This is a genomic window from Tolypothrix sp. PCC 7601, assembly GCF_025677855.1.
In the GTDB taxonomy this organism is placed as follows: Bacteria; Cyanobacteriota; Cyanobacteriia; order Cyanobacteriales; family Nostocaceae; genus Aulosira; species Aulosira diplosiphon.
In genome coordinates this window covers 517,497-540,101 of the sequence record NZ_CP064879.1, presented here as the reverse complement: position 1 = coordinate 540,101, position 22,605 = coordinate 517,497, and the positions used below count along the sequence as shown (strand labels likewise).

Annotated in this window: 19 protein-coding genes and 1 pseudogene; 8 read left to right on the top strand and 12 right to left on the bottom strand. The window is 41.0% G+C overall.

The genetic code is table 11. The annotated features are described in order from the left end of the window. Positions 1 to 163: 163 nt before the first annotated feature. The 3 genes from HG267_RS02045 (at position 164) to rppB (ending at position 2,895) form a co-directional block, all read left to right on the top strand. A complete protein-coding gene (locus HG267_RS02045; RefSeq protein WP_045870934.1) occupies positions 164 to 778 on the top strand; it encodes a hypothetical protein in 615 nt (204 codons plus the stop codon). Between the two features lie 72 nt (positions 779 to 850). Then, positions 851 to 1,558 (top strand): two-component system response regulator RppA, encoded by a 708-nt coding sequence (gene rppA, locus HG267_RS02040; protein WP_045870992.1) that lies wholly within the window; start codon positions 851 to 853, stop codon positions 1,556 to 1,558. Then, a complete protein-coding gene (gene rppB / locus HG267_RS02035; protein WP_045870935.1) occupies positions 1,555 to 2,895 on the top strand; it encodes a two-component system sensor histidine kinase RppB in 1,341 nt (446 codons plus the stop codon). Before rppA ends, rppB begins: the two co-directional genes overlap by 4 nt. A 65-nt stretch (positions 2,896 to 2,960) precedes the next feature. Here rppB and HG267_RS02030 read toward each other — a convergent pair whose 3' ends face one another. The 3 genes from HG267_RS02030 to HG267_RS02020 form a co-directional block, all read right to left on the bottom strand. Beyond that, on the bottom strand, positions 2,961 to 3,701 hold the full coding sequence (locus HG267_RS02030) for a carbonic anhydrase (RefSeq protein WP_228045473.1): 741 nt from the start codon (positions 3,699 to 3,701) through the stop codon (positions 2,961 to 2,963). Between the two features lie 203 nt (positions 3,702 to 3,904). Further along, positions 3,905 to 5,482 (bottom strand): sodium:solute symporter family transporter, encoded by a 1,578-nt coding sequence (locus HG267_RS02025; RefSeq protein WP_045870936.1) that lies wholly within the window; start codon positions 5,480 to 5,482, stop codon positions 3,905 to 3,907. A gap of 47 nt (positions 5,483 to 5,529) precedes the next feature. Continuing rightward, complete coding sequence (locus HG267_RS02020) at positions 5,530 to 5,805, bottom strand: DUF485 domain-containing protein (protein WP_045870937.1); 276 nt, start codon at positions 5,803 to 5,805, stop codon at positions 5,530 to 5,532. A 535-nt stretch (positions 5,806 to 6,340) separates the two neighbouring features. On the opposite strand from HG267_RS02020, the gene HG267_RS02015 reads away from it, so the two are divergent. From HG267_RS02015 to HG267_RS02000, 4 genes are all read left to right on the top strand, one after another. Then, positions 6,341 to 6,553, top strand: coding sequence for a hypothetical protein (locus HG267_RS02015; RefSeq protein ID WP_045869846.1), 213 nt, complete (start codon positions 6,341 to 6,343; stop codon positions 6,551 to 6,553). A 179-nt stretch (positions 6,554 to 6,732) separates the two neighbouring features. Next, complete coding sequence (locus tag HG267_RS02010) at positions 6,733 to 7,143, top strand: GNAT family N-acetyltransferase (protein WP_045869845.1); 411 nt, start codon at positions 6,733 to 6,735, stop codon at positions 7,141 to 7,143. A gap of 321 nt (positions 7,144 to 7,464) precedes the next feature. After that, positions 7,465 to 9,555 (top strand): S-layer homology domain-containing protein, encoded by a 2,091-nt coding sequence (locus HG267_RS02005; protein WP_045869844.1) that lies wholly within the window; start codon positions 7,465 to 7,467, stop codon positions 9,553 to 9,555. 106 nt (positions 9,556 to 9,661) lie between these two features. Beyond that, entirely contained in the window at positions 9,662 to 10,396 is a 735-nt protein-coding gene (locus HG267_RS02000) for a hypothetical protein (RefSeq protein ID WP_228045471.1), read from the top strand. A 109-nt stretch (positions 10,397 to 10,505) separates the two neighbouring features. Here the strand turns inward: HG267_RS02000 and HG267_RS01995 are convergent, their stop codons facing one another. Together HG267_RS01995 and HG267_RS01990 are read right to left on the bottom strand one after the other, a co-directional pair. Next, positions 10,506 to 11,765, bottom strand: coding sequence for an ABC transporter ATP-binding protein (locus HG267_RS01995; protein WP_045869843.1), 1,260 nt, complete (start codon positions 11,763 to 11,765; stop codon positions 10,506 to 10,508). A gap of 29 nt (positions 11,766 to 11,794) precedes the next feature. Next, a complete protein-coding gene (locus HG267_RS01990) occupies positions 11,795 to 12,667 on the bottom strand; it encodes an ABC transporter permease (protein ID WP_045869842.1) in 873 nt (290 codons plus the stop codon). Between the two features lie 221 nt (positions 12,668 to 12,888). On the opposite strand from HG267_RS01990, the gene HG267_RS01985 reads away from it, so the two are divergent. Further along, positions 12,889 to 13,518, top strand: coding sequence for a hypothetical protein (locus tag HG267_RS01985; RefSeq protein ID WP_045869841.1), 630 nt, complete (start codon positions 12,889 to 12,891; stop codon positions 13,516 to 13,518). A gap of 220 nt (positions 13,519 to 13,738) precedes the next feature. Here the strand turns inward: HG267_RS01985 and HG267_RS01980 are convergent, their stop codons facing one another. The 7 genes and pseudogenes from HG267_RS01980 to HG267_RS01950 form a co-directional block, all read right to left on the bottom strand. Next, entirely contained in the window at positions 13,739 to 14,719 is a 981-nt protein-coding gene (locus HG267_RS01980) for a glycosyltransferase family 2 protein (protein ID WP_045869840.1), read from the bottom strand. 7 nt (positions 14,720 to 14,726) lie between these two features. Further along, positions 14,727 to 16,028 carry a glycosyltransferase gene (locus HG267_RS01975; protein WP_045869839.1) on the bottom strand — a complete coding sequence of 434 codons (1,302 nt, stop codon included), beginning with the start codon at positions 16,026 to 16,028 and terminating at the stop codon, positions 14,727 to 14,729. Between the two features lie 584 nt (positions 16,029 to 16,612). Next, complete coding sequence (locus tag HG267_RS01970) at positions 16,613 to 16,816, bottom strand: hypothetical protein (protein ID WP_045869838.1); 204 nt, start codon at positions 16,814 to 16,816, stop codon at positions 16,613 to 16,615. Positions 16,817 to 17,490: 674 nt separating this feature from the next. Continuing rightward, entirely contained in the window at positions 17,491 to 18,669 is a 1,179-nt protein-coding gene (locus tag HG267_RS01965) for a methanobactin export MATE transporter MbnM (protein ID WP_045869837.1), read from the bottom strand. A 9-nt stretch (positions 18,670 to 18,678) separates the two neighbouring features. Continuing rightward, positions 18,679 to 19,692, bottom strand: coding sequence for a cytochrome d ubiquinol oxidase subunit II (gene cydB, locus HG267_RS01960; protein WP_045869836.1), 1,014 nt, complete (start codon positions 19,690 to 19,692; stop codon positions 18,679 to 18,681). A gap of 8 nt (positions 19,693 to 19,700) precedes the next feature. Further along, a pseudogene (locus HG267_RS01955) lies at positions 19,701 to 21,145 on the bottom strand (cytochrome ubiquinol oxidase subunit I). Positions 21,146 to 21,431: 286 nt separating this feature from the next. Next, complete coding sequence (locus HG267_RS01950) at positions 21,432 to 22,424, bottom strand: MbnP family copper-binding protein (protein ID WP_263420022.1); 993 nt, start codon at positions 22,422 to 22,424, stop codon at positions 21,432 to 21,434. Positions 22,425 to 22,605: the final 181 nt, after the last annotated feature.

Here is a 22,605-nt window from a genome sequence, read left to right as displayed (position 1 = left end):
AATTAAATCGAAATAGATTGTGTTATCCCACTGCGTGAACAGTGGGAATTTCTTCTCAAAGAGCAATCATGAGGAGAAATGACAATTTTCAAGAATGTTTTTAATTTAATTATCAAAAAATAAATTTCTCTAAATTAAAATTAGGTAAATAATTTTTAACTATATGCTAATTTATAAAAATATTTTTTGGTTTAATAGTTTATGTTTATTATTAATTATTGTCTTTATTATTTATAATAAAATATTTGATGTATCAGTTGGAGGCTTGTTCTTACCACCTCCTACCCCATTATATCCAGGTGCAGGATTGTTTACACATGGATTCCAAATACTATGTTCTATACCACCTATAGTTTGTGCTTTTAGTTTTACTTTACTAAAAACTATTAAACCTAATAATAGATATAATCAATTTTTTCTTTACTCTGCAATTTTAACAACAGGTTATTTAGTTAATGGAATTTATCGACTACATATAATTTTTCTGCAATTTGGCATTCCCAAGCTAGTAACTATTGTCTGCTACACGATTATTGCTAGCTTGTATGGGTTAGCTTTTAGACGGCAAATCAAATCAACACCTTATACTATCCTGATCGCTAGTTTAGTCTTATTATTTATTGCTATTACAGTAGATTCCTTGCATTTAGAGGGTGATGGAACTCCTAGCTTATTAGAAGGTATTCCTAAATTGTTGAGTGGGCTGAATGTCGCGCTTTATTTTTGGTTTGTCTGTTATCGAGAAGTGCTACACTCCTTGCAACCTGCTAAAAATTGAGGGCAGATGAAATCCAGGTGAAATTGCAGATGTTTCGGTAAGATCAAGCTCATGGTTGATTTGCTTGGAGCGATGCGAATTTTACTAGTGGAAGATGAAGTGGATTTGGGACAGGCAATCAAACAAGTCTTAATTAGTGAGAGATATATCGTGGATTGGGTACCAGATGGCTCTCAGGCTTGGCTGTGCCTGGAAAACCAATGGACAGATTACACCGTCGCTATCGTCGATTGGCTGCTTCCGGGAATGTCGGGGTTGGAGTTATGCCAAAAGCTCAGATTGCACAAAAATCCTTTACCAGTACTGATGCTGACTGCGTTGGGGCAGGCAGAAAACCGTGTGGCAGGGCTAGATGCGGGAGCCGATGACTATTTAGTCAAACCGTTTGTCATGGAAGAATTGCTAGCGCGGTTGCGGGCGCTACAGAGGCGATCACCTCAATTACAACCCCCTACCTTGACTGTCGCAGGCTTTACTCTGGATGTAGCAAACAATCTGCTACAAGTAAATTTAGACCAATCCGCCCCTCTCTCCATTCCCTTAACCACCAAAGAATTCCAGCTGCTGATGTATTTGATGCAGAACCCCAATCGCATCATTCCCGGAAGTAAATTGCGTCAACAACTTTGGGACATGGACGAGGAGCCAATTAGCAATGTGGTTGCAGCTCAAATGCGTCTACTACGTCGGAAGTTAGCAACTCATGACTGCCCCTGCCCGATTGAAACCGTTCCTGGCGCAGGCTATCGTTTTAACTCCCAACTTAATTCTCAGCCATGAATAGCTACTCACTGTTTCGGCGCAGTCGTCTACGGTTAGCCCTCTGGTATGCCGCAGTCATGGCCTTGATTTTAAGTGTTTCTGGCTTTGGGATGTATCGCGCAATGGTGGAAGCAAACTGGGCAGCAATGGAGCGCGAAATTGAGTCAATCGCAGGCACCCTCCACGATAGTGTAGAACCACTGCTGCCTGCTGCGGCAGAACCAACTGCTGTGCTGCAACAAATTTTTCCAGATTTATGTTTGAGTGGACAACCCTGCAAAGCTACCCCTGCCCTAATTCAACGGCATACTATTGGCATCAGCGATCGCACGACGTACTATATTCGGCTATTTAATCAAAAAGGTAAATTTCTGGCTTTTTCACCCAACCAACCATCATCTCTGCCTCAAACTCTCAATCGTGCTACATGGCAAACTTTTCACACGCCTAATGGCATTCGTTATCTCCAATTCACAACGATATTGCATGGTGCTAATGACCGTTCATCCTGGGGCTATTTGCAACTTGGACGGAATTTAGAGCCTTTGTACGCCGAAAATAGGCGAATTCAATGGATTATGGCAATTGGATTGCCTATTACCCTGATTTTTGTAGCTATATCTAGTTGGTGGCTTTCTGGATTAGCAATGCAACCGATTTACCAGTCCTATCAGCAACAGCAACAGTTTACCGCTAATGCTGCCCACGAACTGCGATCGCCTCTTGCTAGTCTGTTAGCAACTGTGGAAGCTGTCCTCCGCATCCCACAATCAAATCAGCAAGATATGCAAATCATGCTCCAGACTGTTGAGCGCCAGGGGCGACGGTTGAGCCATTTGATAGCAGATTTACTTTTGTTGACTAGTCTAGAGCAGAACTCATCACCAAAACCCTTTCAGCCCTGTTGCTTAAATGATTTAGTGACAGATTTGACTGAGGAATTTTTAGAGCTGGCTACTGCTTGTGATATTCACTTAACTTGCCAAATTCCCAGTAGCGAAGTTTACACTTTAGGTAACGAATCACAACTTTACCGCTTAGTGTCAAACTTGATTGCCAATGCCATCCACTACACGCCCAGTGGCGGCTATGTGACTGTCAGCTTAGTAAAGAACGAGCGCACTGCGGTGATTGCGGTGAAAGATACAGGAATTGGGATTGAGCCTACTCAACAAAAGCGAATTTTTGAGCGCTTTTACCGTGTAGATAGCGATCGCTCTCGTAAAACTGGCGGTACAGGGTTGGGGCTAGCGATTGCTGTGGCGATCGCCCAAAAACATCAAGCGCATCTAACAGTTGAAAGTCAGGTGGGAAAAGGCAGCATTTTTACCCTAGAACTCACAATATCTAGTTGAAGTATCTATCTTTTTGGTGTTAACTATCAGTATTTTTCTCAGCTAGTTATTCTTCCTTCTCTGGCCTAATTTTCAACTGTAGATAAACCTAACTCACTGGCTTGTTCGCAACAACAACCCGCAACCCCATCTGTGGGATGTATCTCAGACATAGTAACTAAAGGCATTTTGGATAACAAGGAAGATGAAGTTAATTGCCATTGTAAGGTTGAGACATGCAAGTCTTTGATTAACCCTGTTTTGATGTCTAGTACCCAACCATGAATTTTTGGGGCGTTTTCGTCATGGAGTGCTTTCCGCAAGATGGGAGTGTGGTAGAGATTTTTTACCTGCGCTAGCACGTTGATTTCTGCTAAAAAATTCAGGCGTGCTTCTCTGGTAGGTAAAGCGTCTATCTCTTCTTGATTTTGCAGGTAAAGTTCCCGAATAGGATTTACCCAGTTATCAATAATGCCGGTGGTTCTTCCCTCCAGCGCTGCTTTAATTCCACCGCAATCGTAGTGTCCACAAACAATGATGTGTTCCACCTGAAGATGACAAATTGCATACTCTAAAACCGCTAGGAAGTTTAAATCTGTGAGCGAAACTTGATTAGCAATATTGCGATGGACAAATAACTCTCCCGGTTCTGTGCGGGTAAAGTTAGTCAGGGGCAAACGACTGTCAGAACAACCTAAGTACAGAAAAGGAGGTTTTTGCCCATTTGACAGCTTATTAAAGTAATTTGCGTCTCCAGCTAGTTTTTCTGCAACCCAAGACTGATTATTACTCAGCAGTTCATCAATGGTGTGATATTTCATCATCATCGAATAAATCTATGATATGCATTGTATTTTATCTATATGTAAATTTGTAGTTTCTTAAACAATCCCAAACAATCTTCTGCTAAAAAAAATTACGAAATTGAAACTGAGAGGCTGATTTTTCTTCCTAATTGACAAACATTCTGAAGGGATGAGAGTTTTCCCATCCCTTCACAAATAATCCCGGATTTTCTCGGCAAAGAGTTTCAACTTTGGGAACCAAGGTCGATGCGCTTTTCTACTTCTGCGAATCTTTCTTGTGCTTCTTGTTCGCTATATAGTAGGGAGACGACAATCCCCACAATAAATGCCAGGGGAATAGTCACCAAGCCAGGATTTTTTAACGGGAAAGGTGCTGTCGCGTGCTTGAGGATTGTGACTTGGATAGTGGGAGAGAAATAAATCAGCACTAAAGAAGAGAGGGTTCCTACTAACATACTGGCTACAGCTCCGTTAGTAGTGAAGCGTCGCCACAGCATTGATAATAGTAAAGCGGGGAAGTTGGCACTAGCTGCGATCGCAAATGCTAAACCTACCATGTAAGCTACGTTTTGTCCTTTGAACAAAATACCTAGCAATATGGCTAATGCACCTAACAGCATTGTGGCTCCACGAGCGACTTTGAGCTGTTCTGATTCGTTGGCATGACCACCGCGCACCACATTCACCCACAAATCATGGGACAATGCAGCTGCCCCAGAAAGTGTTAAACCTGCAACTACTGCTAAAATTGTGGCGAAGGAAACAGCCGCAATAAAGCCTAAGAAGGCATCCCCTCCTAAAAATTCCGCTAACATCGGTGCAGCCATGTTACCACCAGTACCAATTTGCTTGATGGCATCTTGACCTACTAGTACCATTGCCCCAAAGCCGAGAATAAAGGTGAGGAGATAGAAAAAGCCAATAAAAGCCGTGGCGTAAGTCACAGAAACCCGCGCTGCTTTAGCATCGGGTACTGTATAGAACCGCATGAGAATATGGGGTAATCCCGCAGTTCCAAACATTAACGACATCCCCAAAGAAATCGCATCCCAAGGATCGGAAACTTGCTTACCTGGGGCTAATACACCAGAGTACTTATCAGCGGCGGCGGCGAAGAGATTGAGGGGATTAAAACCAAATTTTGCTAGTACCAAAATCGCTAGCAATATCGTTCCGCCTAACAATAAAACAGCTTTAATAATTTGTACCCAGGTAGTAGCAATCATCCCCCCAAATATGACATAAGCCATCATTACGCCACCAACGATGACTACGGCTAATTCATATTCAAAGCCAAATAGTAGTTTAATTAGTTCCCCTGCACCTACCATCTGGGCAATTAAATAAAAACTGATGACTGCTAAGGTACCAATTGCTGCCGCAATCCGTACAGGTTTTTGCTGTAAGCGATAAGCGACGACATCAGCGAAAGTATATTTACCGAGATTTCTTAGGGGTTCGGCTATGAGGAACATGACAATCGGCCAGCCTACTAAAAAGCCGATGGAATAAATTAAACCGTCAAAACCATTGAGGGCAACTAACCCAGCAATTCCTAAAAAGCTAGCTGCACTCATAAAGTCACCAGCTAAAGCCAGCCCATTTTGGAAACCGCTGATATTACCTCCGGCTGTGTAGAAGTGGACGGTGCTTTTAGTCAACTTGGCCGCCCAATAGGTAATACCGAGGGAAGTGGCTACAAACAATATAAAAAACGCGATCGCCAACGGGTTAAAATGCCCCAAATTGGTAAGATTATCTACAGCTAGTGGGAAGTTGTACCACAAACTATTGATGCCCATATTTGATTACAAATTTGAATTTTTGATAGAGAACAAGTTATTGGCGCTTATTTACGTGTGAGATTAGCGATGCGATCATCGTATTTAGTATTTGCCCAGCGCACATAAAGAAAAATCAATATCCATGCACAGACAATTACTAATGCCCCTAGCAAAATGCCAAGACTAAGTCCTGGCAAGATTAATGAACCTAATAATGGTTTATTGAAGGCAATTAGCAGAATAAAGCCAAAATAAATCACCATCATGGCTCCACTCAGCAGCAGCGATACTCGCCAACGGGCATTAGCAAGAGACTGGAGAGCTTTTTTGCGATCGTCCATATCTTCAGTGAATTTGTTGAGACGATAAGTCCAAATTTTCTCATTAAAGTTGAGTTTTACTGAGGATAGACATAAAAACTTAATGTAATACTAATTTGAAAAAAGAATGCGACAGATTGTAGGGGCAAGGCACGCCGCATTGGTGTCAACTTAAGCTTAAAGCTATATAGGGCGGGCGTTGTACAAAAACCCTCGCCCTCATCCCCTAACCCCTTCTCCCGCAGGAGAAGGGGAATTAAATCTCTTGCTCCCCTCTCCTGGTGGGAGAGGGGTTGGGGGTGAGGGCAAAAACCTTGCAACCAAGAGGGTTTCACATTAAGTTGACACAAGTGGGCACGCCGTGCGCTCTAGAATATATTGATGTGTCACAAACATTATTTGATTTGGTATTATACTTGGCTATTTCTATCCGCTTGAGCCATTCCACTATTAATGGAATATCGTCTATTCGCTCGGAGCTTATTTTTACCTCTACTTCGCTCATCAATGCACCCCATCCCTGCACAATTCCTCTCTTCACACTACTGTTGTGAGTATGGTTAACCAAGGGCTGAGAGCAGCTATTATGCCCCGGCTAGCAGCAGTTCCGATTCCTCCAAAGGTGCAAGTATACAGTTTACCTGTACCTTTAGAAAGAATTATTGGCGTTGCCATTTTATCAAAGGCTCTCCATGTGCCGGCAGTATTCACTTTTTTAGAAATGCTGAGAAAATTTGATTTTTATAGTTTGGCTCAATTTATTTATTGATAATTTGGCAATTTTATATTATTTTTTAAAATTCCTTTGCGAGATTTAGATACCCGACTTTTTCAAAAAGTCGGGTATCTGGGCAGTAACTTTTACTTAAGTAAGCGCTATTTTAGCCTACAGCAATTTTAGTTTTACTTTATAAATAACCTCTTAATCAAATTGCTCACGACTAAATCATGCACTACCAAATTGTTGACCATCTGACTGAAAATCAAATTTTAGAGTTAGCAGATTTATACAAAAACGAATTTTGGAGTAAAAATCGTAAATATCAAGATGTAGCCAAAATGTTGGTGGCATCAAATATTATTATTGCCTTTGTTACTGATAGCCAAGAATTGATTGGTTTTACCCGCATTCTGACAGATTTTGTCTATCGGGCAACTATTTACGATGTAATTATCAAACCTACCTATAGAAAACTAGGACTTGGCGCTAAGTTGATGGATGCAGCCATCAATCATCCCCAATTGCGAGAAGTTGAGCAAATAGCGCTTTACTGCTTACCAGAGATGATGCCCTTTTATCAACGTTGGGGTTTTACAACTGAAGTGGGCGAACTGCGGCTGATGTATCGTTACCAGTAGGGATTGGGGACTGGGGACTGGGAAAAAGCAGGGGAGTAGGGGGGAAAAATAACAAACACCTATTACCAATTACCAATGCCCTATGCCCAATTACCAATTACCCATGCCCTATGCCCTATGCCCCATGCCCTATGCCCCATGCAGATGTACAATTACTGTGCCTTTAATTAAATTTAAAGATGTAGGTACGATATAGCGCCAGTATAATCTGCTTACTCGGATATATTTTTCGCTTAGATGTACTTAATGTTCCCAGAGTGATTATAACTAGAGTTATTATTTAAAGCCGTCAAAAATTAAACAATTGACTAGTAACAACTAATGGTGAACTCTAGCCTCGTGACCACAATCTATGTCAATTCCGTACAGGGGAATGATGCTAACGCTGGTTCACGGTTGAGTCCCTTTAAAAGCCTCACCCGTGCCTTAAAAGCCTCTACACAATCTACTATTATTCAACTGGGTTCTGGGACATACAGCGCCGCTAGCGGTGAGGTGTTTCCCCTGATTATCCCTGCGGGGGTGATTGTGGTGGGTAACGAAGCCAGTAAAGGCGCTGGCATTGTGATTATTGGGAATGGTACTTATCAGAGTCCGAGTTTTGGGGCGCAAAACGTGACGCTGCTACTGCTAAATGATGCCAGCCTTCGGGGTGTAACTGTGACAAATAACACGCCTAAAGGGACTGGTGTCTGGATTGAGTCAACTGCTCCCACTGTTGCTAATAATACTTTTATTAATTGTGCAAGGGAAGGCATATTTACCACAGGCACAGCGAAACCCGCAATTTTAGATAATGTATTTTTGCAAAATGCTGCCAGTGGGTTGACAATGGCACGTAATAGCAAGGGCGAAGTTTTGCGGAATGTTTTGCAAAAGAATTCTATCGGCATAGCAATTAGTGATGCGGCTGCGCCTTTAGTGGCAAATAATAAATTAACAGAAAATCAGACTGCGATCGCACTTTCTCGCGATGCTAAACCGGTGTTACGTCAAAATGTAATTACCAATAATTCCCAAGGCGGTTTGTTGGTGAATGGCAATGCATTTCCCGATTTAGGGAGTAATCAAGACTCTGCTGGTAATGTTTTTCGTGATAATCAAGTATTCGATTTACAAAATGTCACATCTGGGCAACTAATTTCTGTTGGTAATCAATTAAATCCCAGCAAAGTTAAAGGTGCAGTTGATTTTCTCTCTTCATCGATAGAAACTCCTTCCCAAGTATCACTAGGCACTAGCTTTTATGATCTAGGTGGGCATTGGGCAGCCGCTTATGTAGAAGCTTTAGTAGGTAAAGGCCTGATTAGTGGCTTCCCCGACGGTTCATTTAAACCCAATTCACCGATCACTCGTGCCCAGTATGCTGCTATAATTGCCAAGACTTTTCCACCACCCAGCAGTAGTAAAGCCAGTAATTTTACGGATGTCAAACCAGATTTTTGGGCAGCATCAGCCATTTCGCGGGCGGCGAATATGGGTTTTATTAGTGGATTTCCTGATGGGACTTTTCGACCAGGACAAAACTTAACAAAAATTCAGGCAATTGTATCTATCGTGAATGGATTGAAATGGAGTGGGGGGAACCCAAATGTGTTGACTGTATATGGCGATCGCGCTCAAATTCCTAGCTATGCTACTAATGCGGTGGCAGTGGCTACCCAAAAGTTATTGGTAGTCAACTATCCAAAAACGGAACAGCTAGAACCATTGCGGGATATTACCCGCGCGGAGGTAGCTGCAATTATTTATCAGGCATTAGTTGCTATTGGGCAAGAAAAAGCGATCGCCTCACCTTACATTGTCAACCCTGATGTTGATATCCCTTCCTTCAGCGATTTGAAAGGACACTGGGCAGAAGCTTTTATTCGCGGCTTAGTCAGCATGGGCTTAACCACAGGTTTTGCCGATGGTACCTATCAGCCAGATAAACCCATGACTCGCGCCCAGTATGCAGCTTTAGTGGCAGCTGCCTTTAACCCAACTGCTAAACGCGCAGCCATCGATTTTACTGACGTACCCAAGAATTTTTGGGCTGCTAAAGCCATAGAAATTGCCGCTAGCGGTGGTTTTGTGAGTGGATTTAGCGATCGCACTTTCCGCCCCGATCAAAATGTCCAAAGGCTACAGGTAATTGTCTCTTTAGTAAATGGACTAGCCCTACCAGCAGCTGATAGCAATACCTTAGTTACTTATAAAGATCGGGATACTATCCCTGAATATGCCCGGAAGGCTGTAGCAACAGCTACTCAACAGCAGATAGTAGCTAATTACCCAGATCCTAAGCTGCTTGTGCCAGTTCGTGAAGCGACACGTGCAGAAGTAGCAGCGATGGTTTATCAAGCTTTAGCTGCAATTCAACGCACAACAGCAATTAATTCCCCCTATATTGTTTCCCATACCATTAACTGACACAGTAGAATAAGAAGCATTTCCTATTAATTAAAAAAACACTTGGGTAAATCCCTTGTAATTAAAAGTACTTTAGCCTATTTGTAATGGGTAAAATTTTTAACTTATGTCTGAAGCTAATAGTTCAATGGTAACACCAGTTACAGACACATTTCCCGATTTAGCCACTGCCTTATTAACTCACTATAGCTTTGACCTGAGTGGTTATAGCGCCAGTGAGCTAATTAGGCGTTGGAAAACCCATTACCCACTTGAATGGCTACATATTGCAGTCATAGAAGCATTGTATCAAGGTCGTTATAAAGCAGTTTCCGTACAACAAATTTTAAATTTCTGGCACAGAAAAGGCCAGGCTACTTATCATTTCAATATGGAATTTGAGCGCTTAATTTGTAGCAAATTTCCTGAAAGCTTAACCGCAATTCCATCACCAGTTTTATATCCAGCTAAGAAAAACCTCTCTGTAGAAAAAACTAGTTATCATTTATCATCTCCCACAGGCGATGCATCAGCTACCAAAGTTAATCATGACTATCATCAAAGACAACTTCCGCCTGTAAAAGTAGTACCTCAACCAGAAAAACCAGCAGAAACAGCAGCATTTGTCCCCGATGAACAGCCAAGTGTGCAGCCTGAATACGCTGTTGCACAAGCTAGTAATAATTCTCCTCGGTTTCTCCCCGCTGCAGCCAATCATAGTCCCATTGGACAATTTACTCCCGAAATTAGCGATCGCACCGATTCCTTTACATCTAAACTCAAAGCTATGTCTGGTAGACAAATACCCCGCAGAAGCTTTAGCAGAGATTATTTTCTCGATGAAAATAGTGTGATTAGTTGATTGTTGATTGTTGACTGTTGACTGTTGACTGGGAGAAATAATTTTTGACTTTTGACTCTTGTACAGACGCGATTCATCGCGTCTCTTAGACTTTTGACAAACTGCTATATTATTTATTCAAAACTTGCCATTTTCTTGGTTGATAAAATAAAGAACGACTGGTAATTTTGCTGGCTTTGACAGTAAATCGGAATGATTCGACAACATCAAAAGAACAGACACCTTCTTTAATGTAGATTTTGGCTGTATATACACCAGCTAACAAGCAAACATAAGGCATCTGCATTTGGATTTCTATTCTACCTGGTAATATTTTTAAAGGTTCATTATCGCTGGCGGAAGTTATATATAAAACTCGCTCGTTCTGTCCAGATAAAGCTGTAATTAATACGCCTAAATTAGCATATTCAACTTCTCTATAAGCTTTGCATTCTACGCATAAATAGGCTGGTTCTCCACAAAGGGGAGCAGTTAATATATTACCCTGTTCATCCTTAAAACAAAGAGAAATAATATCTACTCCTAAACTTTCGCTTTCGGGTTTTTCTGGTAAATACATGACTCCTAAAACTGTGTCTGCACCAGCTAAACTTAAATCCTCTTCGTATTGCCGAATTACTGCTTCAGTCTCTCCAGCTTGAATTAATTTACCTTGAGCAAGATACAGAGAATTCTCACAGACATTTAAAACCACATGGGGATTATGGGAAACTAAAATAAAAGCTGTACCTGCTTGCCTTAGTTGTGCTAGTTTTTGGTAACATTTCACCCGAAAATTGATATCCCCAACCGCCAAAACTTCATCAATTAATAAAATATCGGGTTCTATATGTACAGCACAAGCAAAACCTAACCTTGCAGCCATTCCGGAACTATAGGTTTGTACAGGTGCATCAATCGCATCAGCAATTCCAGCAAAGTCTATCACATCTTGAAATCTCGCTGTAATTTCTGGTGTTGATAAACCCAAAATTGACATATTAGCATAGATATTTTCTCGCCCTGTGAGAATCGGATTAAATCCTGCACCTAAAGCAATTAACGGTGCTAATTTTCCTCTAACTTTGACATAGCCAGTATCAGGATTAATCAAGCCACTAATAATGCGTAATAATGTACTTTTTCCGGCTCCATTTGCGCCTACCAATCCTAAAGCTTCTCCCCGGCGTAGTTGAAAACTTACATCTTTTAGCGCCCAAAATTCTTGAGGACGTAGAGTATCACTTCTCCGATTTCCGCCGATGATTTCTGTACAAATATCTTGCACGCCATATAACAAAGACTGCTTGAGATTTCGACAAAATTTTTTAGAAACATTATCTACAGAAATCAACAAATCGGAATCTTGAGGCTGAATCTCATCAAGCATTATCTAAATTACGAATTACGAACTACAAATTACGAACTGACTCTTTCTACGACAAATGGCATAGCTAACCGGAATACAATCCAAGTTACGATTAATCCTATTAAAGTAATGGCACTAACAATCAAAAATGCAGAAAAATTAGATATCACACCTGTTGTCGCTAATTCTCTGGCTGTGACTAATAGCGGAGTCACAGGATTAAGCTGAACTAAAAAACCGAAGATTCCTTGTTTTGGTACAGGATAAACTACGGGAGTTAAAAATAACCAAAAGCCTGTAATTAAAGTTAAACCTCTGGATACATCTTGATATAATATCCCCAAAGGAGCTAATAAAAGCCCAATAAATATTCCGAGTAAAACTAAATTAATTAACGCCACAGGTGCGAGAATTACTGTCCAAGTTACAGAAATTTTAAACCAGATAAACAACGCCACAATTAAAATTAACTTGATAGCAAAGTTAAAAAATACTTCGCCAATTTTTGCCAAAATCAATGCTTCTCGGGGAAAATTGACTCTGGCTAACATTGGTTTGGCTACACTTACAGCTTGCACTGGGCCATTTAAAGCTTCGACAAATGTTTGCCATAATGCAGTGCTGAATATCACATAGGCTGGATAGGGTAAATCTGTAGCGCCAATGTTAATTACATTAGCATCGTGAGCTAAGGTAAATCCTGCTGCCATAATTATTGGTGGCAAAAAAGCCCAAGCTATACCGAAAAACGATTGACGATACTGAGCGCTAATATCCCGGAATAGTAGCCGCCAAGCCAGTTCCCGCGAAGCTAACAAGTCGCGCCACATTTGTTTACCTAATTGAATGGGATGTCTCAGGCGGCTCTCAGGTGTATAAATAACTTCAGATAGCTGTGAATTTAAATCCTGCTGTCGCTTCACGATTTCTCCCTGTTACATTAGACAGATCCGAACCTAGTTAAATGTATTATTTTCAACATTTATGGCATTATAAAGGCGATAGGTTAGCAAACCTGTATTGACAGTAGTTTTTATGTATTTGCAACACATTTATTATCAGGCCACAGCACTGCTGTGTTTCTACAATGTGTTCTATTTAGGTAAAAATTGCTGGAAACGAAAGATGAATTTGAGGTAATGGCGTGAGTACATTTCTATCAGGTGTGGCAGTATTCCTTTCTACTGTCGCTTTGTTATGTGGCGGCTATGCAGCTTACGAAGTGTTCACGCTGCGACAGACGCTAAATACTACTAGCACTAGCACACAAACTAATACTGTTCCTCCAATTTCTACCAAACAATCAGTTCCCCCGGAACCAGAAACAACCGCATCAGCATCAGCATCACCAGAAACAACACCCTCACCCGCGGCTACCTCGGCAAATGCGATTCAGCCTGGACAATTTGTGCAGCCTGCTTTTGGGAATAAGGCTGAAGTTGAGATACTTTCAGCAAAACGGATTAAAGACCCCGAAACCGCAAACCGTGACGTGATAAATTTACAGATGCGTATCCGTCGCCAAGCTACGGATGGTGTTGGTGGTAGCGATATCATATCGATTGCGAATACAACTGCGCGTAATCCTGACACCAGTGAAACCTATAAAGGAGTTTCTGCAAATCGCTCAACAGGAACTGTTTCTTTAGCACAATTGCGTCCCAAAGCATCAGCCGATGCTTATGTCTGGATTAGGGTTCCTGATGGTGTCAAAAACGTAGACCTGTTTGTGCCAGATACAGCAGCATTTAAAAATCTACCAATTGCTAACTAATACCGATTTGAAGAATGTTTACGACATATAAAAAGATTCATCAGGTCAGATATTTGTCGTATTCTTTTTTCAAATTGGTATACATAGGTGGGGAAAAAGGGGAAGGGGGAATGGGGAAAGGGAAAGACAATACCTTTGACCCTTCCCCTTTAACCTTTTCCCCAAACTCAATTATGAGTCCAAAATACTTAGTTAAGTGGTAAAGGCGCGATCGCACATCTTACCATGTTGTAATCCAACGGTTTAATACCCGATCCAGCAGACGCAGGATTTTACTCACTACCCGAAAGCCAAAGTTCCCGACGGGAAATTTGCGCGCAAAGGGGTGGACAATTGTCATATGCCGTCTTGATCCCAAGCGTTTATACCTGTTCTGAAAATATTCGTCTTCGCTGAGGTTCCATTTTTGTAGTAAGTGTTTCAGGCTAGAGAATTCCCAGCGATCGCTCCACCGCAACATATAGTAATGTAGATCTGTCCACTCTAATGGCGGCCCTGGAACGTAAGTCACGATGGATTCAGGTTCGAGGTAAATTGTGCCGCCAGCTGCATTTACTAACATACATAAATCAACATGTTCTTTGGTAGAAAGTAACTCTTCATCCAAAAAACCAATTTGTTGGAATATTTCTGTGCGGATCAGCACACAGTGGAACTCTGCTAACCCAGTTTCCTCTCGTTTTAGCTGGGGTTGCACATCTACTACTCGCTTACCTTGAAGATAAATCTTTTCAATAATCCGCCGTCTTGTGGTTTCACCTTTAGTTTCTTCCCTCACCCCAGTTTCCCCACCTGCACAATGTACTTCTTCATGTACTGGTGTACCCTGACAGGTAAGGGGGCCGACTATAGTTGCTTCTGTCGTTTCGGCACATTCTATCAATGCTTCTAGCCAACCAGGAGTAACAACTACATCGTTATCGAGAAAAACCACATACTTACTGCTAACTTCTCGCAAACCAAGATTTCTGGCGCAGTTAGGAGATAAATATTTTTCGGTGCGAATCAGTTGAAATTGTTTTTGCGCTGCTTGCTCTGCAAGATAATCTCTAATATGAGCAGGTGAATTGACATCTACGTAAATTAATTTAAATGGATAAGTCGTATGCTCCCAGACGCTGGTTAAAGATTCCTGAGTGTAGCTAAAACGTTCTCGCGGAACCACAACAATAGTTACTTGGGGTATATCTGGTAAATTCATCTATGCGTTAACTCCCTGAGGCTTCATAGTTCAGCCTGCCTGCTACAGCTAAAGTTGGTTGTAGTAGAGGTAAATTATTAGCAATTACTTGTTGATAAATTTGTACTAGCTCATCATTGAGCTTGTTCATATCATAGTGTGTTTCCACATAGGCGCGGCCTGCTGCACCCATTTGTGACCAAATTTCTGGATGTTCTATGAGGTAAGTTAATTTTTCTGCGATCGCATCCGCATCTCTCTCTGGAACTAGAAAACCGGAAATCCCATCTTCTACTAGTTCCGGGATACCACCATGTTGGGTACTGATGACTGGTAAACCCATAGCCATTGCTTCTTTTAAGGTGTTGAGGGGAGCATCTTGATTACCATCATCAGCTGTGATGCTAGGAGCCAGAAAAATATGCGCTTGATCTAAAATTTCAATAATTGCCGGCTGATTTTTCCAGCCTAAAAGTTTTACTTGTTCAGTAACATTTAAATCTTGAATTAGTTGTGCTAACTCATCTCTTAAATAGCCATCGCCAATAATGTTGTATTCGATATCAGGATAAATCTTCGCTACCTTGGCAACTGCACGAATGCTGTATTCTATACCTTTTTTCGGTATCAGGCGGCAAGTTGTAGCCAGATAAATTTTGCCTTTGGGTTCAGGTGGTAGCCTGGTTTTAAATTGAAACTGACTACAATCAATTCCCGAACCATGCACAACAATTTTTTGGGAATCGCAACCAATACTGAGGGCTTTGGTTTGAAAATATTTGCAGTTAGCTAAGAAAAAATCTCCTTTAGTAAACAGTTCATCATAAATATGTTCTCCATATTCATGGACAAACCAGCTAATATCATAACCGCGAAACGAAGTAATTAGCTTACCCCTAATCGCGCCCATATCCCGCCACGCCATCCCTTCCCGTGCCAATGTCCCAAATTGACAGTGAATTATATCGTAGGTTTTTGTGTTTAATAATGGGATAACTGAGTAGAGTAGTCTTAGAGAAGCTGCCCATCTACCATATTTGAAAACATTTAGCGATCGCAGCAAGACTAAGGGATTTTTCTGAAAGTTAGCAATGATTAATTTTACCGCTTTCAGCAACCGCCAAAAGAAATTTTGTGGGATTGACGGTTGAAATTTTGTCCGTCCTAGTAACTGATATTTAATTATATCTGGATGCAATTGCACGGTATTACCTGGTTGATATGCATAGATATCAACATCATGTCCCCGGGCAATCAAACCTATAATTTGATTAACAATAAATGTTTCCGACAAGACGGGGAAATACCCTACTACGAAAGCTATTTTCATTATCAAATTTTAAAGTTTAGATTATTGCTTGATATTTGCAGCTTTTTGGATGATTAACTGCTTTATCTATCTTTTGGTAGAGTGTTTTTTATGAGATTTGAGTAAATTTCAGTATATATTGTTCCTGATTCCACAAAATATATTTTTTAATTTTAGCGTTAAAAAATTGATTGCATCTGGCAAATTTTCAGGTCATAAATATTACATTTAAGGGCAAAAAAAGCCCTCAGATACAATCTGAGGGCTGGGTGTGCATTGATACTGCACAGACGATGGGAAAATCAAAGATATATAAGAAATCAGCCACAGCAGGTAAACACTGGCTGGAAAATTTATATAGCAATTCGATTTGATTTTTGACAACAATCTCAGTATTCGGATACGGAGTTTATCCCGCACCTTCTCAAAGCTGTGATGACGTATTCTCGGTGAGAAAAGACTACGTAGATTTTCAAAAATCAATAAGGAATTCTATAGTAATAGTAAGTATTGCACCTGGAATTGACAAAAGAATGTCAAAATCATGGCGTAACTATGTCTATTTTGACTATTTTGCTCTAATTTGGCAATAAACCGACAATAGCCTACAATCCTCTATCTGCTGCTAACTTCCGCAATTTTTGGACTAATTCATTGCTACCACCAAGCTGATGCTTTTTGCCTAAATCGATCAGTTCGCGTTCTATTTGTTGTCTATCTATCGCGTCACCATCTAAGTAAAACCCAAATAATATGTCTATTAATGCATCTGTATTTTTGTTTGTGATGTATATCAAGTTTTCAATCATTGTATAACTCCACAATTACATTATTGGTTGTAACCAGCCTGGAGTAAGGAACACAGCATAATTTTTATGTATACCTTATCCAGTTCCATGTTATTTTTCCCGTGCTTTTACTGAAACTAACAAAGGGTATGTAAAGAAAAATGTTACCAGTAATAATTCTTAGTATTTTTTCGCAAAAAAAAACCATAGCTGGTAACTACGGTTTTTCTGAGCGAACTGATTCTAACTTGCCGTGAGCAGATGGAAGTATTACAACGTAAGTCCTCTGGCGTTGTATCATCTCTTTGAAAACATAGTCTAGTGGCTCTAGAAGAATTCGTCATTACTTAGATAACCTATTTAATTCAGTGAAATATTTAGCTAAGTGACCCTGAAAGTTTCAATACTTGGTAATTTAAATGCATCTGTATTTACTTATTTCTCTGTAATAACTCGGTAAGATGCAAAACTTCAAGCACTTTACTACTCTGAAACTTCTATGACAATCGCAAATTTACACTATGACTGCAATAGAAAATTCCGTAGTTTAATGTAATATTTCTTTAAAGAGAATTCTGGGCAATATAAAACCCTGAGTCACCTCAGGGCGGGCTAAAAAGTAATATACCAGCGATCGTTATTATCGACTGACTTATATCAGAGTTGACTCATCCGTTTGGTATATTTTTTATCTATCAAAAGACAGATCTGCCGGACTTATCCCCGTGAGGATTACTTAGTTTGGGGTTGTGAGTAAAGGTTTCATCAGTCAGGCTGTGCAAGAATGCCAGTAAATCTTGTTTTTCGCTCTCAGATAATTTAAAACCGGAAATAAACTCACTTTTGAGAGGATTTTTACTGCCATCTCCGGCAAACTTTCCTGTATGAATTGTTCTACCACCTGCTTGGTAGTGATCGATAACTCCCGCCAGGGTAGCGATACTGCCATCATGCATATAAGGAGCAGTTAAAGCAATATTCCTGAGAGTCGGAGCTTTAAACCTACCCATATCAGATGGTTTGGCAGTAATTGCATAAACACCTGTATTATCAGGTGGATAAGCTCCTTTACCATCAATGTTGTAAAGTCCAGTGTTATGAAAGGCGATTTCTACAAAAGCTAGGCGTTCGTGAATCACAGAATCGCTGAAGTTAATACCACCATGACAATGAAAACATTCCAAACTTTCACTATGAAATAATTTCTCGCCTCGTTTAGCAGCGTCAGAAATCGCCTGAGCATCGCCGCCAAAGCGATAGCGATCGTAGGGAGAGTTAACAGAAATGAGAGTGCGTTCAAAACTAGCTAAGGCTTTAGTGAGATTGCTGAGGCTAATTGCATCCTTTCCCTTACCAAAAGCTGCAGTAAACATTTGCCGATATTGGCGATCGCTTTCTAGCATAGCCAATATTTGTGTTTCCCTTCCTACCATACCCATTTCTATTGGATGTTCGCCAAACATGGGCACAAGAGCCTGATTTTCTAACTTTGTGATCAAAGGATTAGCCCAAGTCAACACCGGATTGTAGGCAATATTAGCCAAACTCATAGAATTTCGCGGGTGTTTTTCGCCAGTGGCTCCCACAGCTATTGGTTTACCATCTGTAAAGGCTAGTGACTGGATATGACAAGATGCACAAGAAAATTCACCTGTAATTGATAAGCGCTGCTCATAGAACAGGTGTCTTCCCAATTTCACCTTTGCAGCACTCATCGGATTATCTGCTGGCACAATTGGCTTTGGCATCCAAGTTGGCAGATTCCAGTCATAATCGGAAGTTGAGGAAGCAGAGAAAGCTTTACCCAGTCCGACTGACAGACAAATGGATAATAAAAAAATGATAGCGAGGGTAAACCAGCGAGATAATTTCATGGCAATACATCATTCACTGTAGTTACCGCCAGTCACCTTACCTCGAAATACAATGTACTGGTAAAGGTTATAAAACAGCATTACAGGGATGAGAAAGCCGATAAAAATAATCATGATCACCAACGAACTGGGATCGGCAGCTGCCTCATAAATCGTAATTTGTGGTGGGATGATATAAGGAAAGACAATCAAGCCTAAGCCAATAAATGACAGGATAAACAGCAGAATAGTCCAGACAAAAGGCGCTCGTTCTTGCTTAAGATTCAGACTTTGTAAAAGTTGCCAAATCAACAGTACTCCCAGTATGGGTATGAGCGCAAAGATATAAACTAGGGGTTGCTGAAACAACCGAGTTCTGGCACTTTCATAAATTATTGGTGTGGTAATTGTAATTAGCACCGCACCTATGAGAGTTGTCCAAGCTGCAATTTTGGCTGTTTTATAATGTGTTGCTTGCAATTCCCCCGTGGTTTTCCACACGAGATAAGTAGAACCAATCAACACGTATGCTTGAATTAAGGTCAATGCTACCAACACTGAAGGTAAACTGAACCAGTCCCAGGTACTACCGATAAAGTGTCCAGTTTCATCCACTTTAATACCTTTGAGTACTGCACCCAAAGCGAAACCTTGACCGAGTGCAGCCGCAAAACTTCCTGCACCAAAAGCGAAATTCCAAAATAATTTGCGTCTAGCTAATTCCCGAAATTCAAAGGCGACACCCCGAAAAATAAACCCAAACACCATCACGAAAATCGGGATATACAAGGCATTTAAAATTGTGCCATAAGCTAAAGGAAAAGCCCCAAATAAACCTCCTCCCATGAGGACTAGCCAAGTTTCATTAGCATCCCAAATGTTGCTTAAGCTAGTCATCAAAATTCCCCGACGTTCTTCATCAGAGGAGGTTAGAGACAAAATACCTACCCCTAAATCAAATCCATCTAGCATGACATAGAGGAAGAGAAACAGAGCTAGGATTACAAACCAGACTTGCGGCAGAAAATACTCGAGCGTCTCCATATCATCTCCTACTGTTGTGCTTCTACAGGACGCTCATCGGGTACAAACTCCCCAGGAGTAGTATCTATTGCGGGTTTGGTAATTTCTACCCCAGGAATTGGTAGTTCTAAATTTGGCCCTGTGCGAATAATCCGGCTACCAAAGTACATCGCGGCAATAAATAACAGGGTATAAACTAAGGCAAAGCTAGTCAGTGAAACTAAGACATTACTAGCTGGTAACCGAGAAGCCGCATCAACGGTGCGAATTTGTCCGTAAAGTGTCCAAGGCTGTCTGCCCACACAACGCACAATCCAACCAGATTCTACAGCAATGTATCCTAAAGGTGCAGCACATACCCAAGCCCACATCAACCAACGCTGCTGCGCGATATTTTCGGCGGAAAGTTTACCTCGCAACCATTGCAGGGTACTCAGTAGCATTAAACCAGCAAAGAAAAAGCCGATCGCAATCATCACCCGGAAGGCGTAATAAATTAAACCTACCATGCGCGGACGATCCTCTGGTTGCCATTCTTTTAAACCGCGTACTGGTTGGGAAAGATTCTGTTTAAATTCCAAAATGTATCCCAAAGCGTTAGGAATGGTAATTTCCCAATCATTTTTCTCGGCTTTAACATTGGGTATAGCGAGTAAACTCCAATCAGCAGGTTGTCCGGCGGGTGTGCTTTCCCACTGGGCTTCCATTGCTGCCAGTTTTGTGGGTTGATAGTGATAAACTTGCTCGCCGCTTAAATGCCCAATATATATTTGTAATGGTGCAACTGCGATCGCAGCTGCTAAAGCAATCTTCAAAGACTTACTAAAAAAAGCTGTATGGCGCTGCTTGACAATGTACCAAGCGCTAATACCACCAATCACAAACAAAGATGTCTCTAGTGTGGCAAAAAACATATGCAGCACACTATTGACCATAAAAGGATTTAAAATTGCCTGAAAATAATCGTGAACGATAAACTTGCCATTGATCATTTCTCCACCTGCGGGTGTTTGCATCCAAGAATTGGCTGTCAAAATCCACAAAGTTGACAAGTTGGCACCAAAAGCAACCAAGATGGTGGAAAGATAGTGAATGGTAGGATTTACTCTTTCCCAACCAAATAACATAATTCCCAAAAAAGCCGCTTCTAGCATAAAGGCCCAAGAAGCTTCAAACCCAATTACACTGCCAAAAAAATTGCCTACAGCTTCCGAGAAGGGGCCCAGTTAGTACCAAACTGAAATTCCATTGGAATACCAGTGGCGACACCAATGCCAAAATTTAGGACGTAGAATTTAGACCAAAATCGGGCATGGAGATAGTAATCTGGATTACGAGTTTTGAGCCATAATCCCTCTACAATCACCAAATAAATGCCCATCCCTGTAGTCAGCACAGGCCAAAGCATATGAAAGATGGCTGTCAGCGCAAACTGCATCCGTGATAGCACTACGGAATCGGATAAAAATTCCACTAAGTTTTCTCCATTAGCTAGCCACAATATTTAAGATAAATGATTACTGGTTAACGCAATTTTAGCGCCGCCAATGATGCGTTAGCGGTAGCGTAACGCATCCTACTGGCGCGGCAAGGCTAAAATGTGGCAATATAATTTTCTTGTGGGGTGGACATCTTGTCCGCCCAGGACGGGCAAGATGCCCATCCCACAAGAGTTTGACTAATGCACTACTTAAGGCTAGACACGCCACTACTGTTTTTGTAACCAATCCAAAATCCAAAATCCAAAATCTAAAATCGCTTTATTCCACTCTAAAAAATGCTTGCCCAGCAGTAGGTTTATTAGCAAATGGGATACCAATATTAGCCATAATTCCAGCGCAATCACCATCATCAGGGGATGACATACAACCTGGTGGGCTATTGGGCTGATTAGCTGCTAAATTCGTATTTGCTACTAATGCTGCAACGTCGGCAATAATTACATTCTTTGTCAGATCAAACTTCGTAAAAAATAACTTGACTCTATTACGATTGCTACAACTTGCGGGTTTTTGACTACCTTCAGCAGCTTGACAACCAGTACTACCCAAGTGAATGGGGAAACCTTGTCCGTGATGACTATGTTGATCATCCTTTGGACTTGCGCCTAGACTTTGACTCGCCAAATCCAGGCGCAGAAATTTATACCCCGATAGCCAATTCCACCAAAGTGAAGTCAAATTCAGTGGTGATGGCGCTGTCACAACATCAGCATGATTGAGATTGAAGGGTACACCCAGAGTAAATTGCAGTCCTTGATAATTGCCTTTGGGTACTGTGCCAATAACTTGATTACGTGTCTCTACTGTGCCATTTGCACAAGCACCAGATTTATTTTCAAAGTCTAGCAAGGCTACGTTTTGATATTGCCATTTATTATCTTGGGTTAAAGTTACGGGTACAGTTTTGCCGTTACTATCAACTAATGCAACATCAGATACATAAAACCTAAAGTCAGAGAAAGTGACTTTTGTTGCTGGTTTGCCTAAACCAACGTAGCTTCTACCACACTCAAAAGGCAGTTTGCCGACTTTGGCGTTAAATTTAATACTTACTTCTTGGGTTTGACCATTGGCAGTTAAAGCTACACCATCATTCCCTAAAACAGCAGTCAGGGGAATTGCCATCATTGCGATCCACTGAAGGCTTTTAGCTACACCAATCGCGGCTGATTTGACAAACAACAGCATTTCTTTACCACTGCTTAAATCGAGGTGTGTGACAATTCTCGATAACAGTGGAGTTACTGTCAAAAGACGGGTTGTCGTATTACCAAATAGTCTATGGCCTGCACCGCAAATTTCCCTGATGGTATATAAGCGCACAGTTTGATACTTTGACGATGAAGTAAAGTTGCATCTCGTATAAAAAGACAGTCTGTCAAAGATTTTTTAATTCTGTCGAGAACAATAAAAAAGCGATCGCTTAGTGTAA